General features: G+C 68.3%; 22 protein-coding genes and 1 riboswitch. Of the genes, 7 read left to right on the top strand and 15 right to left on the bottom strand.

Translation table 11 applies throughout. From position 1 onward, the window contains the following. Nucleotides 1-12: 12 nt before the first annotated feature. The 6 genes from EX20_RS03625 to miaB form a co-directional block, all read right to left on the bottom strand. Nucleotides 13-900 carry an HlyC/CorC family transporter gene (locus EX20_RS03625; protein ID WP_011885962.1) on the bottom strand — a complete coding sequence of 296 codons (888 nt, stop codon included), beginning with the start codon at nt 898-900 and terminating at the stop codon, nt 13-15. A gap of 298 nt (nt 901-1,198) precedes the next feature. Beyond that, complete coding sequence (locus EX20_RS32425; protein ID WP_164716012.1) at nt 1,199-1,348, bottom strand: hypothetical protein; 150 nt, start codon at nt 1,346-1,348, stop codon at nt 1,199-1,201. 70 nt (nt 1,349-1,418) lie between these two features. After that, on the bottom strand, nt 1,419-2,051 hold the full coding sequence (locus tag EX20_RS03620) for a gamma-glutamylcyclotransferase (protein WP_011885961.1): 633 nt from the start codon (nt 2,049-2,051) through the stop codon (nt 1,419-1,421). Between the two features lie 14 nt (nt 2,052-2,065). Further along, nucleotides 2,066-2,842 carry an rRNA maturation RNase YbeY gene (gene ybeY / locus EX20_RS03615; RefSeq protein WP_011885960.1) on the bottom strand — a complete coding sequence of 259 codons (777 nt, stop codon included), beginning with the start codon at nt 2,840-2,842 and terminating at the stop codon, nt 2,066-2,068. Between the two features lie 172 nt (nt 2,843-3,014). Continuing rightward, on the bottom strand, nt 3,015-4,061 hold the full coding sequence (locus EX20_RS03610; protein WP_011885959.1) for a PhoH family protein: 1,047 nt from the start codon (nt 4,059-4,061) through the stop codon (nt 3,015-3,017). Between the two features lie 33 nt (nt 4,062-4,094). Beyond that, nucleotides 4,095-5,468: a tRNA (N6-isopentenyl adenosine(37)-C2)-methylthiotransferase MiaB gene (miaB, locus tag EX20_RS03605; protein ID WP_011885958.1), complete on the bottom strand. Its 1,374-nt coding sequence runs from the start codon at nt 5,466-5,468 to the stop codon at nt 4,095-4,097. Nucleotides 5,469-5,872: 404 nt separating this feature from the next. Here miaB and EX20_RS03600 point away from each other — a divergent pair, with 404 nt between their 5' ends. Then, entirely contained in the window at nt 5,873-6,565 is a 693-nt protein-coding gene (locus tag EX20_RS03600; protein WP_011885957.1) for a helix-turn-helix domain-containing protein, read from the top strand. 164 nt (nt 6,566-6,729) lie between these two features. Then, a riboswitch (FMN riboswitch) is annotated at nt 6,730-6,878 on the top strand. A 118-nt stretch (nt 6,879-6,996) separates the two neighbouring features. Beyond that, nucleotides 6,997-7,707, top strand: coding sequence for a 3,4-dihydroxy-2-butanone-4-phosphate synthase (gene ribB, locus EX20_RS03595; RefSeq protein WP_011885956.1), 711 nt, complete (start codon nt 6,997-6,999; stop codon nt 7,705-7,707). An 88-nt stretch (nt 7,708-7,795) separates the two neighbouring features. Here ribB and EX20_RS03590 read toward each other — a convergent pair whose 3' ends face one another. The 4 genes from EX20_RS03590 to glpD form a co-directional block, all read right to left on the bottom strand. Continuing rightward, nucleotides 7,796-8,482 carry an HAD family hydrolase gene (locus tag EX20_RS03590; protein WP_011885955.1) on the bottom strand — a complete coding sequence of 229 codons (687 nt, stop codon included), beginning with the start codon at nt 8,480-8,482 and terminating at the stop codon, nt 7,796-7,798. A gap of 369 nt (nt 8,483-8,851) precedes the next feature. Continuing rightward, nucleotides 8,852-9,568 carry an MIP/aquaporin family protein gene (locus tag EX20_RS03585; protein ID WP_011885954.1) on the bottom strand — a complete coding sequence of 239 codons (717 nt, stop codon included), beginning with the start codon at nt 9,566-9,568 and terminating at the stop codon, nt 8,852-8,854. 92 nt (nt 9,569-9,660) lie between these two features. Next, a complete protein-coding gene (glpK, locus tag EX20_RS03580) occupies nt 9,661-11,163 on the bottom strand; it encodes a glycerol kinase GlpK (RefSeq protein ID WP_034192688.1) in 1,503 nt (500 codons plus the stop codon). A gap of 118 nt (nt 11,164-11,281) precedes the next feature. Further along, entirely contained in the window at nt 11,282-12,805 is a 1,524-nt protein-coding gene (gene glpD / locus EX20_RS03575) for a glycerol-3-phosphate dehydrogenase (RefSeq protein ID WP_034192687.1), read from the bottom strand. A 161-nt stretch (nt 12,806-12,966) separates the two neighbouring features. Here glpD and EX20_RS03570 point away from each other — a divergent pair, with 161 nt between their 5' ends. Further along, on the top strand, nt 12,967-13,335 hold the full coding sequence (locus tag EX20_RS03570; protein WP_011885951.1) for a hypothetical protein: 369 nt from the start codon (nt 12,967-12,969) through the stop codon (nt 13,333-13,335). Nucleotides 13,336-13,433: 98 nt separating this feature from the next. Here EX20_RS03570 and EX20_RS03565 read toward each other — a convergent pair whose 3' ends face one another. Then, entirely contained in the window at nt 13,434-13,631 is a 198-nt protein-coding gene (locus EX20_RS03565; RefSeq protein WP_011885950.1) for a hypothetical protein, read from the bottom strand. A gap of 300 nt (nt 13,632-13,931) precedes the next feature. Beyond that, nucleotides 13,932-14,711, bottom strand: a complete 780-nt coding sequence (locus EX20_RS03560) for a DeoR/GlpR family DNA-binding transcription regulator (RefSeq protein WP_011885949.1) — start codon at nt 14,709-14,711, stop codon at nt 13,932-13,934. Between the two features lie 321 nt (nt 14,712-15,032). Between EX20_RS03560 and EX20_RS03555 the strand changes: the two genes are divergently transcribed. The 3 genes from EX20_RS03555 (at nt 15,033) to EX20_RS03545 (ending at nt 18,412) form a co-directional block, all read left to right on the top strand. After that, complete coding sequence (locus EX20_RS03555) at nt 15,033-16,673, top strand: gamma-glutamyltransferase family protein (protein ID WP_034192686.1); 1,641 nt, start codon at nt 15,033-15,035, stop codon at nt 16,671-16,673. Nucleotides 16,674-17,007: 334 nt separating this feature from the next. After that, nucleotides 17,008-17,835, top strand: a complete 828-nt coding sequence (locus tag EX20_RS03550) for a ferritin-like domain-containing protein (protein WP_034192713.1) — start codon at nt 17,008-17,010, stop codon at nt 17,833-17,835. A gap of 67 nt (nt 17,836-17,902) precedes the next feature. Continuing rightward, on the top strand, nt 17,903-18,412 hold the full coding sequence (locus EX20_RS03545) for a hypothetical protein (RefSeq protein WP_034192685.1): 510 nt from the start codon (nt 17,903-17,905) through the stop codon (nt 18,410-18,412). On the opposite strand, the gene EX20_RS03540 is transcribed toward EX20_RS03545, so the two are convergent. The 3 genes from EX20_RS03540 to EX20_RS03530 all read right to left on the bottom strand — a co-directional run bounded on the left by EX20_RS03540 (nt 18,406) and on the right by EX20_RS03530 (nt 22,078). Then, on the bottom strand, nt 18,406-19,866 hold the full coding sequence (locus tag EX20_RS03540) for a DEAD/DEAH box helicase (protein ID WP_011885945.1): 1,461 nt from the start codon (nt 19,864-19,866) through the stop codon (nt 18,406-18,408). The two genes, EX20_RS03545 and EX20_RS03540, sit on opposite strands and share 7 nt — an antisense overlap. 129 nt (nt 19,867-19,995) lie before the next feature. Beyond that, a complete protein-coding gene (locus tag EX20_RS03535) occupies nt 19,996-21,294 on the bottom strand; it encodes a c-type cytochrome (protein ID WP_014723593.1) in 1,299 nt (432 codons plus the stop codon). Between the two features lie 19 nt (nt 21,295-21,313). After that, a complete protein-coding gene (locus EX20_RS03530) occupies nt 21,314-22,078 on the bottom strand; it encodes a c-type cytochrome (RefSeq protein ID WP_034192684.1) in 765 nt (254 codons plus the stop codon). A gap of 374 nt (nt 22,079-22,452) precedes the next feature. Here EX20_RS03530 and EX20_RS03525 point away from each other — a divergent pair, with 374 nt between their 5' ends. Further along, on the top strand, nt 22,453-23,388 hold the full coding sequence (locus EX20_RS03525) for a copper resistance D family protein (RefSeq protein ID WP_014723592.1): 936 nt from the start codon (nt 22,453-22,455) through the stop codon (nt 23,386-23,388).

The raw sequence follows: 23,388 nt of genomic DNA, 5'->3' as shown, positions 1-23,388 counted from the left end.
CGGCGCGGACGGTCAGTCGTCGTGCGAGGTTTCGGCGCGCCGGCTCGCGAGCGGGTTGCGGCGCACCAGCAGCACGTGGACCTGCCGCGCATCGCCGCGCTGGATCTCGAACACGAGGTTGCCGAGCTGCAGCTTTTCGCCGCGATGCGGCACGCGGCCGAAATGATGGGTGATCAGCCCGCCGATCGTGTCGACCTCGTCGTCCGGGAAGTCGGTGCCGAAGGTCTCGTTGAACTGTTCGATCTCGGTGAGCGCGCGCACGCGGTAGCGGCCGTCGGGCGCCGAGATGATGTTGCCGGCCTCTTCGTCGAAGTCGTATTCGTCCTCGATGTCGCCGACGATCTGCTCGAGCACGTCCTCGATCGTGATCAGGCCCGCGACGCCGCCGTATTCGTCGACGACGATCGCCAGATGATTGCGGTTCACGCGGAAGTCGTGCAGCAGCACGTTCAGGCGCTTCGATTCGGGGATGAACACCGCCGGGCGCAGCATGCCGCGCACGTCGAATTCTTCCTCGGCGTAAAAGCGCAGCAGATCCTTCGCGAGCAGCACGCCGATCACGTTGTCGCGGTTCTCCTCGAACACCGGATAGCGCGAGTGCGCCTTCTCGAGGACGAACGGGATGAAATCTTCGGGCTTGTCGGTGATGTTGATCGCGTCCATCTGCGCACGCGGCACCATGATGTCGCGCGCACACAGGTCGGACACCTGGAACACCCCCTCGATCATCGACAGCGAATCGGCGTCGATCAGGTTGCGTTCGTGCGCATCCTGGAGGATTTCCAGCAGTTCCGTCCGGGATTCCGGCTCGGGCGAGATGAAGTCGGTCAGGCGCTCGAGCAGCGAGCGCTTTTCTTGCGGTTTGTCGATTGGCTTACGACTGGGATACGAATCGTTCATGGTGGTGCGCCCGGATCATGCCGGGGCGCGCGGTCACGGAGTAGGGAAGGATACACCAAGGGCATGGCGCGGCCGTGTCACCGGCCGTCCGGCCAGGCCGGGCGGCCCGCGCGTCGGCCGGGACTCGACCGCGCGCGGCACGGCGGCCCTGCTTCGGGTCCATCCTATCTCAGAAAGGGCCGGCAGCGCAGCGAAGGCAAAAATACCCGGGCGGGAGCGGGTGCGGCCGGCGGCCCGAGGCCCGAGGCCCGAGGCCCGCGCGGCGGCATTTCGTCGCGCCGGCCCCGCCGGCGCCGCGTCAGAAGCGCATGCCGGCCGAGCAGCCGCCCGCGGCCGCGCCGTTGGTCGCGGCGCCGCCGCAGCCGAACATTCCGCAGCCCGACACCGCGACGCTCGCGGCGATCAGCAGCGCGGCGACGATGCAGCGCGATCTGGTTGACGGTTTCATCGTGGCCATCCTGGTTCGAATGCAGGGGCGCGGCGGCGCGCTCGCCCGGCGCGGACCGGCGTGCGGCGCCTCACCGGCATCGCGAGAGCAGCGCTTCCAGCGCGCGATCGGGGATGCCGCTCGCGCGCAGCGCGTCGACGGTGCGGCTCACGTAATCGAGCGTCGTGCCGTAGCGGCCCGCCGCGCTGTCGAACACCGCCTTCACGACGGGGTCGGGCAGCTTGCCCGTGTAGGTGGGCGCGTCGCGGCGCATCACGAACGCGAGCGCCTGCACGCGTTCGCCGGTCTCGAGCGAGCACGGCAGCCAAGCGGGCCGGTACGAGCCCATCGGCATTTCGCGTTTCCACAACGTCTCGAGATGCGGCTGGGCGGTCGGGCCCGCGATCCGGAATGCGATGCCCGCGCAGGAGCCGCCGCGATCGAGCGCGAGCACGAGGCCCGGATGCTCGGGCGTGCCGCGGTTCACGCGCGACCACAAATAGAGCCCGCGGTGATAGCCGTGCACCTTGCCGCGCACGGCGGCGACCGTCGGCAGCCCGGGGTTCCAGATCAGCGACCCATAGCCGAACAGCCACAGGTCTTGCCGGCCGTCCCAATCGCGCATCGTGTGCGCGAGCGACGCGGCGAGTTCCTCTTCCGTCAGCAGCCGGCCCTCGCCGATCGACGGCGGGTAGGCGGGCGGCAGCAGCGCGGCGTGGTGCATGGTGCGGACGGCGTTTACTGGTACGGGTTCGGGAAGCCCAGCTTCGCGAGAATGTCGATTTCGAGCGCTTCCATTTCGGCGGCGTCAGCGTCGCTCGTCTCGTGGTCGTAGCCTTGCGCGTGCAGCGCGCCGTGGACCAGCAGGTGCGCGTAGTGGGCCGCGAGCGGCTTGTTCTGCTCGCGCGCTTCCTTTTCGACGACCGGGCAGCACAGCACCAGATCGCCGATCACGGTGCCGTCCGGCGCCGGATCGTAGGCGAACGTCAACACGTTGGTCGGATAGTCCTTGTGGCGATAGCCGGCGTTCAGCGTGCGGCCTTCTTCCTCGCCGACGAAGCGCACGGTGAGCTGCGCGCTCGCGAACAGCGCCGGCTCGATCCATTCGGCGATCAGCTTGCGCTTCGGCAGCGTCTTGCGCAGCTCGGCGGTGATTTCGTCGCCGTATTGCACGGACAGTTCGAACTCCAGTTCGCGGCCGCCTTCATCCATTTCTTCGTCGCGCGGCGCGAGTTCGGTGCCGACGTGCAGCGTCACGCTGTCGTAGTGCTCGGGCTGCAGCGCGAGCTTCGCGCGCATGGTCGGATCGTTGTGCTGAGCGACGATCGCGACGGCCGCGTCGCCCGAGCTGCCCGACAGGTCGAACATCAGGCTGCGGCCATCCGGGAAGTCGATTCGCAGCCCTTGCGCGTTGACGCTCCGGGCCTTGCCCTTCGCGTCGAACAGGGAAACACGGGGGGATTCTGGCGCGGCAGACTGTGCGCGCCCGGACTTGCGAGAACGGGATGATTTCATGACTGGGGCGGCGATTGGAACGCGTTGAGGATACACCAAACGGCCGATCGCACCCGAATGCGCCGCGTCCGGACGCGGGTGAAAAAATGCCCGGCGCGCCGTCGGGCGGGCCGGGCCGGTGGCTGCTGCGGCGCGCGGGCGCCGCAGCAGCGTCACGCGTCGTCAGGCGTCCTCATGCGTCCTTGTGTTGCGCGTGGAAGTCGTCGTACGCCTCGACGATGCGCGCGACGAGCGGATGGCGCACGACGTCCGCGCTCGTGAAGCGCGTGAGCGCGATCCCGCGCACGTCGCCGAGCACCTGCTGCGCCTCGACGAGCCCGCTCTTGTGCCCGCGCGGCAGGTCGACCTGGCTCGTGTCGCCGGTGACGACGGCCTTCGAGCCGAAGCCGATCCGCGTGAGGAACATCTTCATCTGCTCGGGCGTCGTGTTTTGCGCCTCGTCGAGGATGATGAACGCGTGGTTCAGCGTGCGTCCGCGCATGTACGCGAGCGGCGCGATCTCGATCATCTGGCGCTCGAACATCTTCGCGGTCTTGTCGAAGCCGAGCAGGTCGTACAGCGCGTCGTACAGCGGCCGCAGATACGGGTCGACCTTCTGCGCGAGGTCGCCCGGCAGGAAGCCGAGCCGCTCGCCGGCCTCGACGGCCGGGCGCGTCAGCACGATCCGCTTGACCTGGTCGCGCTCGAGCGCGTCGACCGCGCATGCAACCGCGAGGTAGGTCTTGCCCGTGCCGGCCGGTCCGATGCCGAACGTCACGTCGTGCTGCAGGATCTGCTTCAGGTATTCGCGCTGCGCGGGCGTGCGGCCGCGCAGGTCGGCGCGCCGCGTGTACAGCTTCGGCGCGGGTTCCTCGTCGGGCGCGGCGTCGTCGAGCGCCGCCGCCGGTTCGTCGAACGGATGATCGGGATCGCCGCGAAAGCGCACGTCGACCGTGTGCTGCCGGCCGTTGCCGGCGGTGTGACGCACTTCGACCAGCGCGAGCTGGATGTCGTCGACCGACAGCGGATCGCGGGCGCGGTTGTAGAAGTTCTCGAGCGCCGCGAGCGCGAGCTTCGCGCCGCGGCCGCGGATCGTGATCCGGTGGCCGCGCCGCGCGAGCGTCACGTCGAGCGCCTGTTCGATCTGCCGCAGATTCTCGTCGAGCGGGCCGCAGAGGTTCGCGAGGCGCGCGTTGTCGTCGCGCGGTGCGGTGAATTCCAGTGCTTGGACGGTCTTCAAAGTAGCGTCGGGCTCCTGTGGAACGTCAGTCGGTCAGTGGGTGGCCGCGCTCGCGTCGTCGCTCACGAGCAGCAGCTCGCCGCGCAGCGAGTGCGGGTACGCATGGTTGATCTTCACGTCGATCATCTGGCCGATCAGGCGCGGGTGCGAGGCGAGCGGCGCCGGGAAGTTCACCACGCGGTTGTTCTCGGTGCGGCCCGACAGTTCGTTCGGATCCTTGCGCGACGGGCCTTCGACGAGAATGCGCTCGACCTTGCCGACCATCGACTGGCTGATGCGCGCGACGTTCTCCTCGATGGTCGCCTGCAGATGTTGCAGGCGTTTGAGCTTGACCTCGCGCGGCGTGTCGTCGTGCAGGTTGGCGGCCGGCGTGCCGGGCCGCGGGCTGTAGATGAACGAGAAGCTCGTGTCGTAGCTCATCTCGTGGACGAGCGCCATCATCTTGTCGAAGTCGTCTTCGGTCTCGCCGGGGAAGCCGACGATCATGTCGGTCGACAGCGACAGGTCGGGGCGGATCGCACGCAGCTTGCGGATCACCGACTTGTATTCGAGCACCGTGTAGCCGCGTTTCATCGCCATCAGGATCCGGTCGGAGCCGTGCTGGACCGGCAGGTGCAGGTGGCTCACGAGCTTCGGCACCTTCGCGTAGGTGTCGATCAGGCGCTGCGTGAACTCCTTCGGATGCGACGTCGTGTAGCGGATCCGCTCGATGCCCGGAATGTCGGCGACGTATTCGATCAGCGTCGCGAAATCGGCGATGTCGGCCGAGCCGGCGCTCAGCGCGCCGCGGTACGCGTTCACGTTTTGGCCGAGCAGCGTCACTTCGCGCACGCCCTGGTCGGCGAGGCCGGCCACTTCGGTCAGCACGTCGTCGAGCGGGCGCGACACTTCATCGCCGCGCGTGTACGGGACCACGCAGTAGCTGCAGTACTTCGAGCAGCCTTCCATGATCGACACGAACGCGCTCGGGCCTTCGACGCGCGCGGGCGGCAGATGGTCGAACTTCTCGATCTCGGGGAACGTGATGTCGACCTGCGCGCGGCCGCTCGCGCGGCGCGCGTCGATCATCTGCGGCAGGCGGTGCAATGTTTGCGGGCCGAACACGAGGTCGACGTACGGCGCGCGCGACACGATCGATGCACCTTCCTGGCTCGCGACGCAGCCGCCGACGCCGATCAGCAGGCCGGGCTTCGCTTCCTTCAGCTCGCGCACGCGGCCGAGATCGGAGAACACCTTTTCCTGCGCCTTCTCGCGCACCGAGCACGTGTTGAACAGGATGATGTCCGCGTCTTCGGGCGTGTCGGTCTTCTCGAGGCCTTCGGCCGCATTCAGCACGTCCACCATCTTGTCCGAGTCGTACTCGTTCATCTGGCAGCCGAAGGTCTTTACGTAAACTTTCTTGGTCATGGGGTTCGCCGTTCGCAGTGGTTGACCTGGGGGCGTCGTCAAGGGTGAATCGGGACGGCCGCGCGCTGCATGCACGCTGCATGATATGGCGCGCATTGGACAGGAAAGGCCGTCGGGAAAGCTTTCCATTATAGCTTTTCGCGGCCCGCCGGACCGGTGGCCGGTTGCGGGCGCGCGCCGCCGTGCCGGTGCGTTCCGGCCCCTTGCTGGCCCCATCCCGGCAAGGGGCGAGCACAGACGTCGCGCGGAACACCCATTGCGTCGCGCTGCTGATAACGGTGTGAAGATAACTTCGTTTGCCCGCTCCGGGCCCGGTGATAGCGTGTCGATACGCGCCGTGCATGGCGCACTCCGATTCCGGCTTACCCCATTGCAGGGCCGCATCGCGGCCCGGAGGTCATGCTATGTCTACACCCCTGGCGCTGGTGCGCGACGTGTCTTCGTTCGAGTCCGGCGACGCCGCCGGCGCGCGGACGTCCGCTTCGCTCGACGCGCTCGAGCACGTCGTCGGCGTGAATCTCGCGCGCCTGCGTGCCGAGCGGCAACTGTCGCTCGATGCGCTCGCGCGGTTGTCCGGCGTGTCGCGCGCGATGCTCGCGCAGATCGAATCCGCGCGCAGCGTGCCGTCGATCAAGGTTCTCTGCAAGATCGCCGCGGCCCTGAAGGTGTCGGTCGCCGCGTTCCTGCGCCGTCACGCGGTGAACGGCTTCGAGCATCTGGCGGCCGAGCGCGCGGTGCGCGTCGTCAGCTCGAACGGCCGCTTTTCCGCGCGCGCGCTGTATCCGGAAGGCGAACCGGCCGCGGCCGAGTTCCACGAGCTGCGCATCGCGCCGCTGCATACGGAGCCTGGCACGCCGCGTGCGCCCGGCACGACGATCAATCTGGTGGTCAGCGAGGGCACGCTCGAAGTCAGCGTGCATGACCGTCGCCAGCTGCTCGCGACCGGCGACGCGATCGTGTTCGACGCCGACCAGCCGTACAGCCTGCGCAACCCCGGCGACAGCGATGCGCGCGCGTTCCGCGTGACGGTCGGCCCCGAGGCGCCGCCGCGCTGGCACGTGCGCGATGCGGCCGCGGCCGGCTCGGCGGCCGGCTGATTGCGCGCGAACGCCGCGATTGCCGCGGCGGGCGGCGGGCCGTAGCGGCGACTTCGTTAGACGGTGTCGCCGGTAAGGGTATAGCCGCGGTTCGCTGCGCGGCGTTTGCAGCTGAGGTATGCTTTGCCCGCTGGTTCCGGGATCGATGTCCCGGCCGGCAATCAGTGCGTCTTCAGGGCGGGGCGAAATTCCCCACCGGCGGTAGGCTGGCGAAAGCCGGCGAGCCCGCGAGCGCCCGCGCAGCTGCGCGGGGTCAGCAGATCTGGTCGAATGCCAGAGCCGACGGTCATAGTCCGGATGAGAGAAGATGTGCAGATAGTCATGTCCGTCAGGGCCGCTTCGCCGTGCGTGCGTAGCGGATTGTCGTTCTGTCTGTTTGCAATGCCCTGAAACGTTTTTCGCCCAAATCGTAATTGCGAGGAGCGTTTCACATGTCCTTCAAGTCCGTTTCGTCGGCACCCGCCGACGCCTTTGCCGATCTCCCGTTGCTCGAATCCGAACCGGTGCCGCCGCGCATCGCCGCCGCGCTCGACGCGTTGCGCGCGGGCCGCGCGGTCGTGTTGCAGGACGATCACGACCGTGAGAACGAGGCCGATCTGATCGTCGCCGCCGAGCGCATCACGCCCGAGACGATGGCGCTGCTGATCCGCGAGTGCAGCGGCATCGTGTGCCTGTGCCTGACCGACGACAAGGTCCGCGCGCTCGAGCTGCCGCCGATGGTGCAGACCAACGAGAGCCGCAACGGCACCGCGTTCACCGTGTCGATCGAGGCGCGCGAAGGCGTGCATACCGGCGTGTCCGCGGCCGACCGCGTGACGACGATCCGCGCGGCGATCGCCGACGATGCGAAGCCGTACGACATCGTTCGCCCCGGCCATGTGTTCCCGTTGCGTGCGCAACCGGGCGGCGTGCTCGCGCGCCGCGGTCACACCGAAGGGACGATCGATCTGTCGATCCTCGCGGGCCTGAGGCCGGCCGGCGTGCTGTGCGAGCTGATGAACCCGGACGGCACGATGACGCGCGGCGACGACGTCGAGCGCTTCGCGCAGCAGCACGGGCTGCCGATGCTGACGATCGCCGAACTCGTGGAATTCCGCGAGGCGCTGGCGGCCGCGCGCGAGCGCTGCTGCGAGCCGGCCTGAGCGTGGCGCACGGGCGCGTCGTTGCGCCCGGCGCACCGCGTGCGCGCAGCCGCGCGCACCAGTCGATTTATCGCGCGGCGGCCAACCGTCAGGACTGCACGTCGCCGAATTCGCCGCGTACGCCGGCCGCGACGAGCGCCGGCAGTTCGTCCATCCGGCGCATGATGCGCGTGATGCCCATCGCGCGCAGCGCGTCCGCGTAGTTGTCCGGGATGTGGCTCGCGCCGACGAACGCGATCGTCTTCATGCCGGCCGCGCGCGCCGCGTTCAGTCCCGACACGCTGTCCTCGACGACGACGCAGCGCGTCGGCTCGACGCCGAGCGTCTGCGCCGCATGCAGATAGACGTCGGGGTAGGGCTTCGGTCGCGCGACCTGCTCGGAGCTGAACACGCGATCGCCGAAGATCTCGGTGAGTGCCGCGCGCTTGAGCGAGCTGCGCACGCGCACGAGCCGGCTGTTCGATACCACCGCGGCCGGCAGGCCGACCTGCATCAACGCGTCGCGCACGCCGGTGATCGGCGCGAGCGATTGCGCGAGACCGGTCTCGATGTTGTGCTCGACGGTTTCGATGAAGTTCTCCGGCATCCTGATCCCGAACCGCGCTTCGAGCCCCGCGAGAAAGCGTGACGTCTGCTGGCCGAAGGCCGACTTTGCAGCGTCTTCGAAATCGAGGTGCGGGAACGTGGCGGACAGCGTGTCGAACAGGACGCGGTCGGCGATGACTTCGCTGTCGACGAGCACGCCGTCGCAGTCGCAGATAAGGTGATCGAGCATGATGAAGAAGAGGCGGGGTGTCGGCGACGCCGAACGTGCCGCCATGATACGTGTTTTCGCGATGCGGCCAGCGGGCTTGGGGGATGTGCCGGCGGCGTGCGGCTGACAGATTCGGCTTCGGTGCAGATGATTGGCCGTCGCGGCGAGTGGCTTCGGCCGCGTGTCAGGATGCGCGTCGTCGCGCAGGCGGAGCCAATGCGCAGCCGCTGTGGCGCGACGCGGTTCGCCACCAGCCGATGCGGGCCGCAAGCTGCGGCGGCGGCCGTCACCGGCGCACCGCGCCGTGACGCCGGGTGAGAAGTTCATGAGGCGTGCGGCGGCTGCTGCCGCCGCGCGCCGTTTCGAAACCGCGAGCCGCCGCAGCGGCGCTCAGGCCATCGCGTGCAGGCGCAGATACAGGCCGGCAGCCGCGGCGCCGCCGAGCAGCGGGCCGATCACCGGCACCCACGCGTAGCGCCAGTCGCTGTCGCGCTTGCCGGGAATCGGCAGCAGCGCGTGCATGATGCGCGGCGACAGGTCGCGCGCCGGGCTCATCGCATAGCCGGTCGGGCCGCCGAGCGAGATGCCGATGCCGAGCACCAGCAGGCCGACGGGCAGCGCGTCGAGCGCGCCGAGGCCGACCTGCGGCGACGCAAGGTACAGCACGCCGAGGATCAGCACGAACGTGCAGATCGCTTCGGTCAGCACGTTGTGCGTGGTGCTGCGGATCGCGGGCGCCGTGCAGAACACCGCGAGCTTCAGGTCCGCGTCGGCTTCGTTCGCGAAGTGCTGGCGATACGCGAGCCACACGAGCAGCGCGCCGGCCATCCCGCCGAGCATCTGCGCGATGACGTAGCCGGCGACCTTCGACCACGCGAACTTGCCCGCCAGCGCGAGACTGATCGTGACGATCGGATTCAGGTGCGCGCCGCTGAACGACGCGGTCACGTAGACGGCGACGAACACCGCCATCGCCCAGCCCATCACGATGACGATCAGGTCCGCGCCTTTGCCCTTGGTCTTCGCAAGCAGCACGTTTGCGACCGCGCCGTTGCCGAGCAGCACGAGGATCGCCGTGCCGATGAATTCCGCAATATAAGGTGACATGTTGTCTCTCTTGGAGTGCGGCGGACTCGCGCATTGCGCGGCCCGCCGGTGTTGTTGTATTTCGTTTGGACGTGTTGCGGCCAGCGCCGCGCTTACTGCGTGTCGTCGGCCCACGCCTTGGCCGCGCGCACCGCGCGCTGCCAGCCGGCCATGCACTGCTTGACCTGCTCCTTCGGCATCGACGGCGAGAAGCGGCGATCGAGCTGCCACTGGCTGCGCACTTCGTCGAGGTTCTTCCAGTAGCCGATCGCGAGGCCCGCGAGGTAGGCCGCGCCGAGCGCGGTCGTCTCGGTGATCTGCGGACGCACCGCGTCGACGCCGAGCAGATCGGCCTGGAACTGCATCAGCAGGTTGTTCGCGCTCGCGCCGCCGTCGACGCGCAGCTCGCCGATGCTGATCCCCGAGTCGGCTTCCATCGCGGCCAGCACGTCGAGCGACTGATACGCGATCGCGTCGAGCGCCGCGCGCGCGAGATGGGCGGACGTCGTGCCGCGCGTGACGCCGAACACCGAGCCGCGCGCGCGGGCATTCCAGTGCGGTGCGCCGAGGCCCGCGAACGCCGGCACCAGATAGACGCCGTCGGTATGCGGCACGCGCGCGGCCAGCGCTTCGATTTCGGCGGCCGTCTTGATGATGCCCATTCCGTCGCGCAGCCATTGCACGACCGCGCCCGCGATGAAGATGCTGCCTTCGAGCGCGTACTGCACGTCGTCGCCGATCTGCCAGGCGATCGTCGTGACGAGGTTGTTCTTCGACTCGATCGGCTTGTCGCCGGTGTTCATCATCAGGAAGCAGCCGGTGCCGTAGGTGTTCTTGACCATGCCCGAGGTTGTGCACATCTGGCCGAACAGCGCCGCGTGCTGGTCGCCTGCGATGCCCGCGAGCGGAATCTTCGACGCGAACACCGTCGTCTTCGTATGGCCGTAGATTTCCGACGAAGCCTTCACTTCCGGCAGCATGCTGCGCGGGATGTCGAGCAGCTCGAGCAGCTCGCTGTCCCACTCGCGCGTATGGATGTTGAACAGCATCGTGCGCGATGCGTTCGTCACGTCGGTCACGTGCAGCTCGTGCTTCGTGAAGTTCCACACGAGCCAGCTGTCGACCGTGCCGAACGCGAGCTTGCCCTGGCGCGCCTTGTCGCGCGCGCCCGGCACGTTGTCGAGAATCCAGCGGATCTTGGTCGCGGAGAAGTACGAGTCGATCGGCAGGCCGGTCTTCGCGCGCACCTTCGCCTCGAGGCCCTGCTGCTTGAGCGAATCGCAGAAGTCGGCGGTGCGGCGGTCCTGCCAGACGATCGCGTTGTAGACCGGCTGGCCGGTTTCGCGATCCCAGACGATGGTCGTCTCGCGCTGGTTGGTGATGCCGATCGCCGCGATCGACGTGCCGTTCAGGCCCGTGCGCGTGACGGCCTCGGCGGCGACGCCGGCTTGCGTCGACCAGATTTCCTGTGGGTCGTGCTCGACCCAGCCGGGTTGCGGGTAGATCTGTTCGAATTCCTTCTGGGCGATCGAAACGATGTTGCCCTGGCGATCGAACAGCATTGCGCGGGAGCTCGTCGTGCCCTGGTCAAGCGCGAGGATGTACTGGTCCTGCATGTCTCTCATCTCCATCCGTGGATCGGCGTAGTTGTGATGCGCGCCGCATATTACGCGGCGCGTCGGTGAATCGACATCGGTAAGGCCACTGCAAATGCAAACTGCAACTGCAAACGGATCAGGCGTGCGGCGCGTGTGCGGCGGCGAACCACGCGTCGAGCGCGGCCGTCACCGCGTCGAGCGTGCCGGGCGCGACGTGCAGCCCGAGCTTCGAGCGGCGCCACAGCACGTCCTGCGCGCAGGTGGCCCACTCGACGTCGCGCAGATAGCGCAGCTCCGCGTCGAACAGGGCCGGTGCGACTTCGGCGCCGAGCTCGGCGAGCGACTGCGCGCCGTCGAGCACGCGCTCCGCGCGCGTGCCGTACGCGCGCGCATAGCGGCGCGCGAGCGCGGCGGGCAGCCACGGGTGGCGTGTCGCGAACGCGTCGGCGAACGCGTCGAACTTCGCGTCGGGGATGTCGCCGCCGGGCAGCGGCGCGCCGGCCGTCCACGTCGGCGCGTCGCGGCCGAGCGCGCGGCACAGCATGTCGCCGGCTTCCTCCGCGAGCTTGCGGAAGGTCGTGATCTTGCCGCCGAACACCGACAGCAGCGGCGCGCCGGCGCCGTCGTCCATCTCGAGCCGGTAGTCGCGCGTGACGGCCGACGCGTTCGCCGCGTTTTCGTCTTCGAGCAGCGGGCGCACGCCCGAATAGGTCCAGTGCACGTCGGCCGGCGAGATCTTGCGTTTGAAATAGCGATTGATCGACTCGCACAGATACTGCGTCTCGTCGCGATCGATCGCGACCTTCGCCGGATCGCTCGTGTATTCGACGTCGGTCGTGCCGATCAGCGTGAAGTCGTGTTCGTACGGAATCGCGAAGATGATCCGCTTGTCCGGATTCTGGAAGATGTACGCGTGGTCGTGCTCGAACAGGCGGCGCGTGATGATGTGGCTGCCCTTCACGAGCCGCACGCTGTGATGCGCGCCGCGGCCCAGCGCGCCGTGCAGCACCTCGCCGACCCACGGGCCGGCCGCGTTCGCGACCGCGCGGGCGTGGACGACGCGCATCGAGCCGTCGGCAAGCTGGAGCCGCGCTTCCCATGCGTCGCCGACGCGCTGCGCCGACACGAGCTTGGTGCGCGTGAGGATCTCGGCGCCGCGCTCCTGCGCGTCGAGCGCGTTCAGCACCACGAGACGCGCGTCGTCGACCCAGCCGTCCGAATAGACGAAGCCGCGCTTGATCGAGTCGATCAGCGGCGCGCCGGCCGCGTGGCGGCGCATGTCGATGCCGCGCGAGCCGGGCAGCAGCTCGCGTTTCGCGAGGTGATCGTAGAGAAACAGGCCGACGCGGATCAGCCACGCCGGCCGCAGGTTCGGCATGTGCGGCATCACGAAGCGCAGCGGCCACATGATGTGCGGCGCCGCGCGCAGCAGCGTTTCACGCTCTTGCAGCGCCTTGCGGACGAGGCCGAACTCGTTGTATTCGAGGTAGCGCAGGCCGCCGTGAATCAGCTTCGTGCTGCACGACGACGTGTGCGACGCCAGGTCGTCCTGCTCGCAGAGCAGCACCGACAGGCCGCGGCCCGCCGCATCGCGCGCGATGCCGGCGCCGTTGATGCCGCCGCCGACGACGAGCAGATCGTAGCGATTCGGTTGTGTCACCTGCTGTCCTTATCGTCTGATGGAAATTGGCGAACATGAAATGTTCGGATTCGAAATTTAACGAACGGAATCGAAAAAGTAAAGTTCGAAAAAGCGGGCCAGTGGCGCGCGGCGCGACCGCGGGCGATACTGAGGCAATCGACCGTTTCGCGAGGTGAATCATGCGTATTGGGATGTGGGCGGGCGCGTGCGCCGTGTTGCTGGCGGGGTGCGGCGTCGGTGTGCCGCCGCTGGCGGGCAACTGGCGCGCGCCGTCGTTCGTCGACCTGGAGACGAGCTGCGGCGGCGCCGCGCGCGATTGGGGCGACGACGCGGTGCCGGTCTATTCGACGCTGTACGACGCGTACGTGGCGAAACGCTATCGGGGGCTGACGGAAACGAACTATTGTGCGTTCGTAAACGAACTTTCAGCGCGCTACGCGGCGCCGAACTCGGCGCAGCGTGCCGCGTGGATCGCGTATTTCAACGGCGCACGCGCGCAGGCCATCAGTTGGCGCGCGGCGGTCGATCCGACGCTGCGCGGCGGCTGACGCGCGAACGCACGAGGGGCGGCAGGGAGGCGGAAAGCGGCGCGGCCGGGAATCCGGCCGGCGCGCGGGTCATCTGGAACGGCGGTGCGGCGGGCGCTTCATGAATAGCGGTATTTGATGGATCGCAGCGCGGCGTCGCCGGTTTCGGTCACGCAATATCGGCGTCCCGATCCCAGGCCTTCCAGCCGGACGAGTTGCTGTTCGAGCAGCGCGTCGAGTTCATCGCGCTCCATGTCGCCCTGGTCGGGGGCGTCCTTCACAAGCAATAGCGTGGCGAATTCATGCGGACTCAGCATCGTTCTCTCCATGGCAACCGGTCTGCCCGCGCGGCCGGCGTGAACGCCGGTGCGCGATACCCCGCGGGTAGGGCTTGGGGGGAAAAGCTGCATTCGCCGGCCGGGATGCCGCATACGCGCTGCCAGGAGCGGATCGTGCGACGGGCCGGGGAACTGGAGTCTAGTCGAGCGTGCGGGCAACGACAAATCGTGCCCCGTTAATTTTCCGTTTGACACAGGCGCGCGCCGCAAGCGGTTCGGCCGGCGCGCGAACTTCTTGATTTCACTTGAAGTTTCGCGTGCGGTGCAGCATCGCGGCGGTCATTCGGCGACGTACACCTGGGTGCCGGCGGCGGCCACCGTGTCGGTCATCTCGGGCGGCAGCGGCTTGTCGGTGAACAGCGCGTGCACCTGGCTCAGGTGCCCCTGGCGCACCAGCGCGGGACGGCCGACCTTCGAATGATCGGCGACCAGGTAGACGGTGCGCGCATGCTGCATGATCGCCTCGGCCACGCGCACCTCGCGCGTGTCGAAGTCGCGCAGCGTGCCGTCGGCCTCGATCGCCGACGTGCCGATGATCGCGTAGTCGACCTTGAACTGGCGGATGAAGTCGATCGCGAGCTCGCCGACGATCCCCTTGTCCCACGGCCGCACGATGCCGCCCGTGATCAGCACCTCGCAGTCGGGGTAGCCGCTCATCATCGACGCGACGTTCAGGTTGTTCGTGATCACGTGCAGGCCGTGATGGCGATTCAGCGCGCGCGCGACTTCCTCGGTCGTCGTGCCGAGGTTGATGAACAGCGATGCCTGATCGGGGATGTGCGACGCGGCCAGCGCCGCGATGCGCCGCTTCTCGTCGTGGAACATCCGCTGGCGCGCGGTGTAGGAGACGTTCTCCGAGCTGGTCGGCAGGCTCGCGCCGCCGTGGTAGCGGCGCAGCAGGTTCAGGTCGGCGAGCCAGTTCACGTCGCGGCGGATCGTCTGCGGCGTGACCGCGAAGTGCGACGCGAGATCGTCGACCGTCACGAAGCCGTCGCGCTGCACCCATTCGAGCAATTCCTGCTGGCGCGCGTTGAGGGTGAGGCGGGGATCTCGGGTCATGGCTCGGCGGTCGAATCGTGGTGCGGACCGGATATTGTAAGGGCGCGAACCGCGTTCGCAGCGGCCGGCGGCGCACCACGGCCGCGGATACAGTTCGCAGGTGCATGATTTCATGTCGCAAATGAATTTGCGCGAGCACGCGGATCGCGCTGCAATAACGGACCGTTCGCGCGCGGGGCGGGGAGCTCGAGTGCGGGCCGGAACGGCGCTGGAACGGCTCGCGAGCGGAGTCCGAGCCCGAGCCGAGGCCAGCCCGAGCCGAGTCTGAACCGAACCCCGCGCCCGCGCGCTCATCCCAGCTTCCAACGAGGTAAAACCGACATGACAGGCTTCGACTGGCACAACCCGTATCCGACGACCCGCATCCCCGTGTTCGCGCGCAACGTCGTGTCGACGTCGCATCCGCTCGCCGCGCAGGCCGGGCTGCGGATGCTGTGGAAGGGCGGCAACGCCGTCGATGCGGCGCTGGCCGCCGCGGCCGCGATCACGGTGGTCGAGCCGGTGTCGTGCGGGCTCGGCGGCGACGCGTTCGCGCTCGTATGGGACGGCGAGCGGCTGTCCGGGCTGAACGCGTCGGGCGTCGCGCCGGCGGCGTGGAATCCCGACTACTTCCGCCGGCGTCACGGCGAGGATGCGCACGGCATCGCCAAGCAGCCGACGCGCGGCTGGGACACCGTCACGGTGCCGGGCGTGATCGCCGGCTGGGAAGCGCTGCACGCGAAGTTCGGCTCGCTGCCGTTCGCCGATCTGCTCGAACCGGCGATCGAGCTCGCGGAGCGCGGCTATTCGGTGTCGCCGATCGTCGCGCACAAATGGGCGGCCGCCGTGCCCGAGCTGCACGCGCTGCCGGGCTTCGCCCAGACCTTCATGCCGCGCGGGCGCGCGCCGCTCGTCGGCGAGCGCATGTGCCTGCCGGACCATGCGCAGACGCTGCGCACGCTCGCCCACGACGGGCCGCGCGCGTTCTACGAAGGCGCGCTCGCCGCGCGGCTCGCGGCGTTCGCGCGCGAAGGCGGCGGCGCGCTGACCGAGGCCGACCTGCGCGCGTACCGGCCGGAATGGGTCGAGCCGATCGGCAAGCGCTTCGGTCGCCATACGGTCCACGAGATTCCGCCGAACGGGCAGGGCATCGCCGCGCTGATCGCGCTCGGCATCGCGGAGCACGTGGGCGTGACCGACTGGCCCGTCGATTCGGCCGATTCGCAGCATCTGCAGATCGAGGCGATGAAGCTCGCGTTCGCGGACGTCTATCGCTACGTCGCCGACCCGCGCGCGATGGACGTGACGCCGGCCGAGATGCTCGACGACGCGTATCTCGCCGAACGCGCGAAGCTGATCGACCGCACGCGGGCGACGCACTTCGCGGCCGGCCGCCCGCATTCGGGCGGCACGATCTACCTGTCGGCGGCGGACGAGCGCGGGATGATGGTGAGCTTCATTCAGTCCAACTACATGGGCTTCGGTTCGGGGCTCGTCGTGCCCGGCACGGGCATTGCGCTGCAGAACCGCGGGCACGGTTTCTCGATGGATCCGCGCTCGCCGAACGTGGTCGCGGGCGGCAAGCGGCCGTTCCATACGATCATCCCGGCGTTCGTCACCGAGCAGGTCGACGGGCGCACCGAGGCGGTGATGAGCTTCGGCGTGATGGGCGGCGACATGCAGCCGCAAGGCCATCTGCAGACCATCGTGCGGATGCTCGGCTACCACCAGCAGCCGCAGGCCGCGTGCTGCGCGCCGCGCTGGAAGGTCAACCGCGACTTCACGCTCGACGTCGAGGCGACGATGAACCGGCAGACCGTCGACGCGCTCGCCGCGCGCGGCCATACGATCAAGTCGGTCGACGATCCTTACATGGATTTCGGCTCCGGACAGTTCGTCTGGCGCCTCGATCCCGACGATCCCGAGCGCGGCTACGTGGCCGCGAGCGACAGCCGCCGCGACGGCCTCGCCGCCGGTTTCTGACGGAACGCTTCCAGTCGGCGGCGGGGCCGACCCGAGGGCGATCGGCCAAACAGCCGACCAGCCGACCAGCCGACCAGCCGGATTGACGTGGCGCATGTCGTGGCACGTGCGGGGTTCGAAGAACCCGTCTAACGAAGCGCAACATGGCGGGTGGAACTGCGCGCGCCGGGTACGGTCAGTGGTTGAAGCACGAACATAAATCTCCGGCTAAGATGCCAGGATGGTTCGGCCGGACCAAGTCACTATAAATGCAAGCAAAACGTCGCCTGCGGGCGCCGGGCCGGTGCCGAAGGGAAGGGCCGGCGCGCCGCGCGACGACTGGGAGCGCAACACCATGCCTACTGAAACGACGCATGTCATGCCGTGGCGTATCGAGGACATCGATCTGAACCGGATCGATCGTCAGCGTGCCGCCGCGAACGAGGATCTGCTGCTGCTGTTGTGCGCGTCGTCGTTCATCGAAAGCGGCTCGGATCTCTACACGAGCAATCTGAGCGAGTTCTTCAACGACGATCCGGAAGTATCCGCGTGGCTCAACAGTGCGTGGGAGCACGAAGAATTGCAGCACGGGCGCGCGCTGAAGGCGTACATCGCGCACGTGTGGCCCGAGTTCGACTGGGATACCGCGTTCGCGAATTTCTTCGCCGAGTATTCGAAGACTTGCTCGGTCGACGCGTTCGAGAAAACCCGCGCGCTCGAGATGGTCGCGCGCTGCGTCGTCGAGACGGGCACGGCCACGCTCTATCGCGCGATCAACGAATGCTCGGACGAGCCCGTGCTGAAGGAAATCACCGACAACATCCGCTCGGACGAAGTGCGCCACTACAAGCACTTCTTCAAGTTCTTCAAGAAGTACAACAAGCTCGAAGGAAACGGCCGGCTCGCGGTGCTCGGTGCGCTGATGCGCCGCGTGATGGAGATCAAGAACGAGGACTCCGAGATCGCGCTGCGCCACGTGTTCGCGGTGCGCTATCCCGATCGCGTCGGCGACGATCAGTACAACCGCGAGCGCGCCGCACGCATCAGCTCGCTCGTGCGGCGCAATCTGTCGGCCGACATGTGCGTGAAGATGCTGCTCAAGCCGCTCGACCTGCCCGCGAAGATCCAGCCGAGCGTCCACTATCCGCTCACCAAGATCACGCGGCACGTGTTCATGCGCTGAGCCCCCGGCGCGGCCCGTCGCGCGTATGCTGTCGCCTCGTGTTTCGCTTTCCACCGGGCCCGCCATCATGACCGATACCCATCGCCACGCGCTCGAACAATGGACGTTCGACGCGTGGCCACCGGCCGTCGTCTCGCTGTTCGACGGCACCGCGCTCGAGCGCCATGCCGACGTTGCGGCGTCGCTGCTCGTCGCGACCGACGACGGCCAGCTGCGCACGACGCTGCTGAGCGCGGGCGAGATCTTCGCACGCGACGCACACACGCTGCTGCTCGCGCTATGGCCGCAATCGCGTGCGGCGCGCGCGCTCGCGCAGCGGCGCGCGGCCGCGCTGACGCTCGTCGCCGACGGCGCGTTCTTTCAGGCACAACTGAGTATCGAACCGCTCGACGCGGATGTCGGCGGCTTGCGCGGATTCGCTGCGACGATCGCACACGGCGATGCGCAGCGGGTCGGCTATGCGCGTCTCGCGACGGGTGTCACGTTCGCGCTGGAAGGGGAGACGCGCGCCGAGGTGCTCGCGCGCTGGCAACGCCAGATCGAGCACCTGCGGCGCGCGGCCGCGCGGCTTCAGTGACCGCGCTGGCCGCTGCGCGACGAACGGTTGCGGTTCGGGTGCGCGGCATTGCCGTTGGCGGGACGTGCGCCGTTGCCGCCGCCGGCCGGGCGGCCGCCGCCGTTGGCGTTACCGCTCGCACCGCCGGCCGCGCGCGGCTTGGCCGCCTTCGCGGCCTTCGGCTGCGCGTTGGCGTCGCGCTTCGCGCCGGCCTGGCCTGAGCCGCCCGCACGCGGCTGACGATTCCCACCGCCGCCGCCACCGCCGCCACCGTTGCCGCCGCCGCGCGGCTGCTGGCCGCGACGCTGCTGGATCGGCTCCGGCTTGACGTTCGGATCGGGTTCGAAGCCCGCGATCACTTCCTGCGGAATCTCGCGCTTGATCAGCCGCTCGATGTCGCGCAGCAACTGCTTCTCGTCGACGCACACCAGCGACACCGCTTCGCCGGTCGCGCCCGCGCGGCCCGTGCGGCCGATGCGGTGCACGTAGTCTTCCGGCACGTTCGGCAGGTCGAAGTTGACGACGTGCGGCAACTGGTCGATGTCGATCCCGCGCGCGGCGATGTCGGTCGCGACGAGCACCTGCAGCGTGTTGTTCTTGAACTCGGCCAGCGCGCGCGTGCGGGCCGACTGGCTCTTGTTGCCGTGGATCGCCATCGCGCTGATGCCGTCCTTCGTCAACTGCTCGGCGAGCCGGTTCGCGCCGTGCTTGGTGCGCGTGAACACGAGCACCTGGAACCAGTTGTGCTCGCGGATCAGATGCGTGAGCAGCTCGCGCTTGCGATCGCGATCGACCGGGTGGATCTTCTGCGCGACGGTTTCCGCGGTCGTGTTGCGGCGTGCGACTTCGATCAGCGCCGGCGAATCGAGCAGGCTGTCGGCGAGCGCCTTGATCTCGTCGGAGAAGGTCGCCGAGAACAGCAGGTTCTGACGCCGCGGCGGCAGCTTCGCGAGCACGCGCTTGATGTCGTGGATGAAGCCCATGTCGAGCATCCGGTCCGCTTCGTCGAGCACGAGGATGTCGAGATCCGACAGGTCGATCGTCTTCTGCTGCATGTGGTCGAGCAGACGGCCCGGCGTCGCGACGACGATGTCGACGCCGCGCTTGAGCGCATCGATCTGCGGATTGATGCTGACGCCGCCGAACATCACGGTCGAGCGCAGCTTCACGTACTTGCTGTACGCGCGCACGCTTTCCTCGACCTGGGCGGCGAGTTCGCGCGTCGGCGTGAGGATCAGCGCGCGCACCGCGCGCTTCGCGCCGCGATGCTCGGTGTAGAACGTATGCAGCCGCTGCAGGATCGGCAGCGTGAAGCCGGCGGTCTTGCCGGTGCCGGTTTGTGCGCCGGCGAGCAGGTCGCCGCCGCCGAGGACGGCGGGGATCGCCTGCTGCTGGATCGGGGTCGGCGACGTGTAGCCGAGCTCGTTGACCGCCTTGACGAGCGGTTCGGCCAGGCCGAGAGATTCGAAAGACATAGATACCACTCTTGAGTTTTATGATCGGCGACGCCTCGCGCGGCCAGCGCGGGGAAGTGACGTCGCCAAAAGCAAAGGGGCGCGGCTGCGGTTTCCCGCAGCCGCGCCCCCGTCTGTGTCGCGCGTTATTTAGTCAAGCGGCGCGGAACGCAGGTCGCTCACCTGTTGCGGCGAGATCGGCGTACCGTTGTTGCCCCACGACATCCGGATATACGTGACGACCGCCGCGACTTCCTGGTTCGACAGCGATTGCGCGAACGGCGGCATCCCGTACGGACGCGGATTCTTGAACGTGCTCGGCGGATAGCCGCCATTCAGCACCATGCGGATCGGGTTGACTGCCGATTCCATCACGATCGAATGATTGCCCGCGAGCGGCGGATAGGCCGGCGGCTTGCCCGCGCCGTTTTCGGCGTGGCAGGTCGCGCAGTTGTCGGCGTAGATCTTCTTGCCCTGGTCGAACAGCGCGTTGCCGAACTGCTTCGACGGCTCGTATTGCATGTTCTTCGGCGCTTCAGCCTTCTGCGGGATCGACTTCAGGTACGTCGACATCGCGCGCGTATCTTCGTCGGTCATGTACTGAAGGCTGTTGTGCACGACGTCGGCCATCGGGCCGAACACCGCGCCCTGGTGCGACACGCCGGCCTGCAGCAGGTCGGACAGCTCCTGCACGTGCCAGTCGCCGAGGCCGAGTTCCTTGTCGTTCGTCAGCGACGGCGCGTACCAGTTCTGCAGCGGGATCAGGCCGCCGGCGAACGCCGCGGAGTTCACCGGGCCGCCCATCATGTTGATCGACGTGTGGCACATCGAGCAGTGGCCGAGGCCTTCGACGAGGTAGGCGCCGCGATTCCATTCGACCGACTTGGTCGGATCCGGCTTGTATTCGCCTTCCTTGAAGAACAGCGTGCGCCAGCCGATCAGCAGGTTGCGGTTGTTGAACGGGAACTTCAGTTCGTGCGGACGGCTCGGCACCGACACCGGCGCGACCGAGCGCAGGTACGCGTAGATCGCGTCCGAATCGGCACGCGTGACCTTCGTGTAGCTCGCGAACGGGAAGCCGGGGTAGAGCAGGCTGCCGTCCTTCGAACGGCCGGTGTGCATCGCGCGATAGAAGTCGTCCGACGTCCACTTGCCGATGCCGTCCTTGTCGTCCGGCGTGATGTTCGGCGTGTACATCGTGCCGAACGGCGTCGCCATCGGCAGGCCGCCGGCGAACGGCTTGCCGCCGCGCACCGTGTGGCACGCGATACAGTCGCCGACGCGCGCGAGGTATTCGCCCTTCTTGATCAGCGCGGCCTGGTCGGCCGGCGTGGCGGCGACGGCGGCAGCGCCGTGCAGCGTATCGTTGCCGGGCCACAGGACGGGCACGAGAGCGGCAGCCGCGACGATCGCGACAGCCGAGAGTGCAAACAGGGACTTGCGTTTCATTGTGTCTGTCTCCCTTGCCTTATTGCGGTTCGCTGCCGCAGGCGAGCGGAGTCTTCATCGAACGCGCCGGAGCCGGCACGGGGTTGGCGGGCGCCGGTTGTGCGGCGAGCCACGCGGTCACGGCCGTCACGTCTTCGTCGGACAGCTTCGACGCGATCTCGTGCATGCAGTCGGGCGCCTTCGCGCGACGGTTGCCCGAGCGCCATGCGCCGAGCTGTGCGCTCAGGTAATCGGCGTGCAGACCGACGAGACCCGGGATCGCCGGCTGCATGCCGGTCAGGCCCGCGCCGTGGCAGGCCACGCAGGCCGGCAGCTTGCGCGACGGATCGCCTTGCATCACGAGCTGCTTGCCGCGCGCGAGCGTGGCGGCCGGCAGCGTCGGCTTGGCCGGCGTCGGGTACGGCGGACGCTCGGCCGAGAAGTGCTCGGCGATCTCTTTCAGGTAGTCGTCGTTCAGGTACGTCAGCAGGTAGTTCATCGGCGGGTACTTGCGCCGGCCGTCACGGAAGTTGACGAGCTGGTTGTACAGGTACTCGGCCGGCTTGCCGGCAAGCCGCGGGAAGTAGTCGTTGTCGGTGCCCTGGCCGTGGACGCCGTGGCATGCGGTACAGCCGCGCACGCGCTCGGCCATCGTATCGGGTGCCTTGAGCGGCGCCTGCTGCGCGTGCGCTTGCTCCGTGGGCTTGGTCTGCGCTTGGGCAGCGCTCGTAAGGCCCGCGCCGCCGATCAACAGAACGGCGAGCAGCGGACGGAAGAGGCGTCTTGAAGACACACGAGACTCCATGTTTATTCGTCGGGGACCTGTCCGGGCTACGATCGGCTCGGCGCATGGACGGCAGGACAGCCGGGCTGCTGCGACGCGGCATTCTATCACCGATGGGTAATGACGGCTATTTGGCAAAAGGACGTCGGTTCCTGCCTGTTTGCGACTTGCGACAATTTGACGCGCTTTATATGGTCGCAGTCTGAACCGGCGTGCGCGTTGGCCGTCGAAGACCGTACACTCGCGGGTCGCGCGGCGCCGCCTCCGCCGCTGATCCAGTCATTTCTCCCGTTTCCGGATTCATCGATGACGTTCGTTACCGTGCCGTTGCCGTCTTCTCCCTGTCGTTGCACTCGCAGCCGTATCGCCCGCAGCCCGTTTCGCGGAGGTCGCGCATGACGAGGTTCGACAGTCTGTGGATCGGGCAGGTCGCGCTGGCGGCGTTGATGGACGCGACCTTCGCGATGGCGGCCGGCTCGGCGCTGCTCAAGGCGTGGCTCGGCAAGGACGGCGCGCGGCCGGTCGTCGCGCCGTCGCACCCCGCATGGCTGCGCGCGCAACATTCGCTCGTCGCGGCCGCGCTGGCGCTCGTGCTCGCCGATCTCGGCTGGCTGCTGTACGAGGCCGCGTCGATGAGCGGCACGGGGCTCGGCGGCGCATTCGGCGCGCTGCCGAAGGTGCTCGCGCAGACCCACGTCGGCTTCGCGTGGAGCGTGGCGTTCGCGGGCGCCGTCGTGCTGGCGATCGTCGCGCTTGCCAAACCGGACGGCCCGCTCGCGCACGCGGTGCTGTGGCTCGCCGTCATCGCGATCGCGGCCGGCAAGGCGTCGCTCGGCCATGCGGCCGACACGGGCGCGCTGTCGGCGGCGGTCGGCGTGCAGACGCTGCATCTGCTCGCGACCGCGGTGTGGGGCGGCCTCGTGCTGGCGGGCGGGCTCGCGGTGCTGCCGACGCTCGGCTCGTCGGTCGCGCGCGGCGCGCTGATCCGGATCGGCCAGCAGCTGTCGCGCACGTCGACGATCGCGGTGGTGTTCGTGCTCGGCACCGGCGTGCTCAACGCGCTGCGCGGGCTCGGCGGCTCGCTCGCGCCGCTCGACGGCAGCACGTGGGGGCGCGTGCTGCTGCTCAAGCTGCTGCTGGTCGCGCTCGCGCTGGTGCTCGGCGGCCTGAACCGCTTCTCCGCGTTGCCGCGGCTGCGCCGCACCGCGTCGACCGAAGACGCGCATACGTTCCGCAACATCCTGCATCTCGAGGCGCTGCTGATGATCGGCGTGTTCGTCGCGGCCGCGGTGCTGTCGTTCAGCGTGCCGGGCTTTGCGGCGCTGGGCTGA

Source organism: Burkholderia sp. WP42, from assembly GCF_000745665.1.
GTDB lineage: Bacteria > Pseudomonadota > Gammaproteobacteria > Burkholderiales > Burkholderiaceae > Burkholderia > Burkholderia vietnamiensis.
The sequence above is the reverse complement of the archived record's forward strand: the minus strand, read 5'-3'. Positions and strand labels throughout refer to the sequence as shown.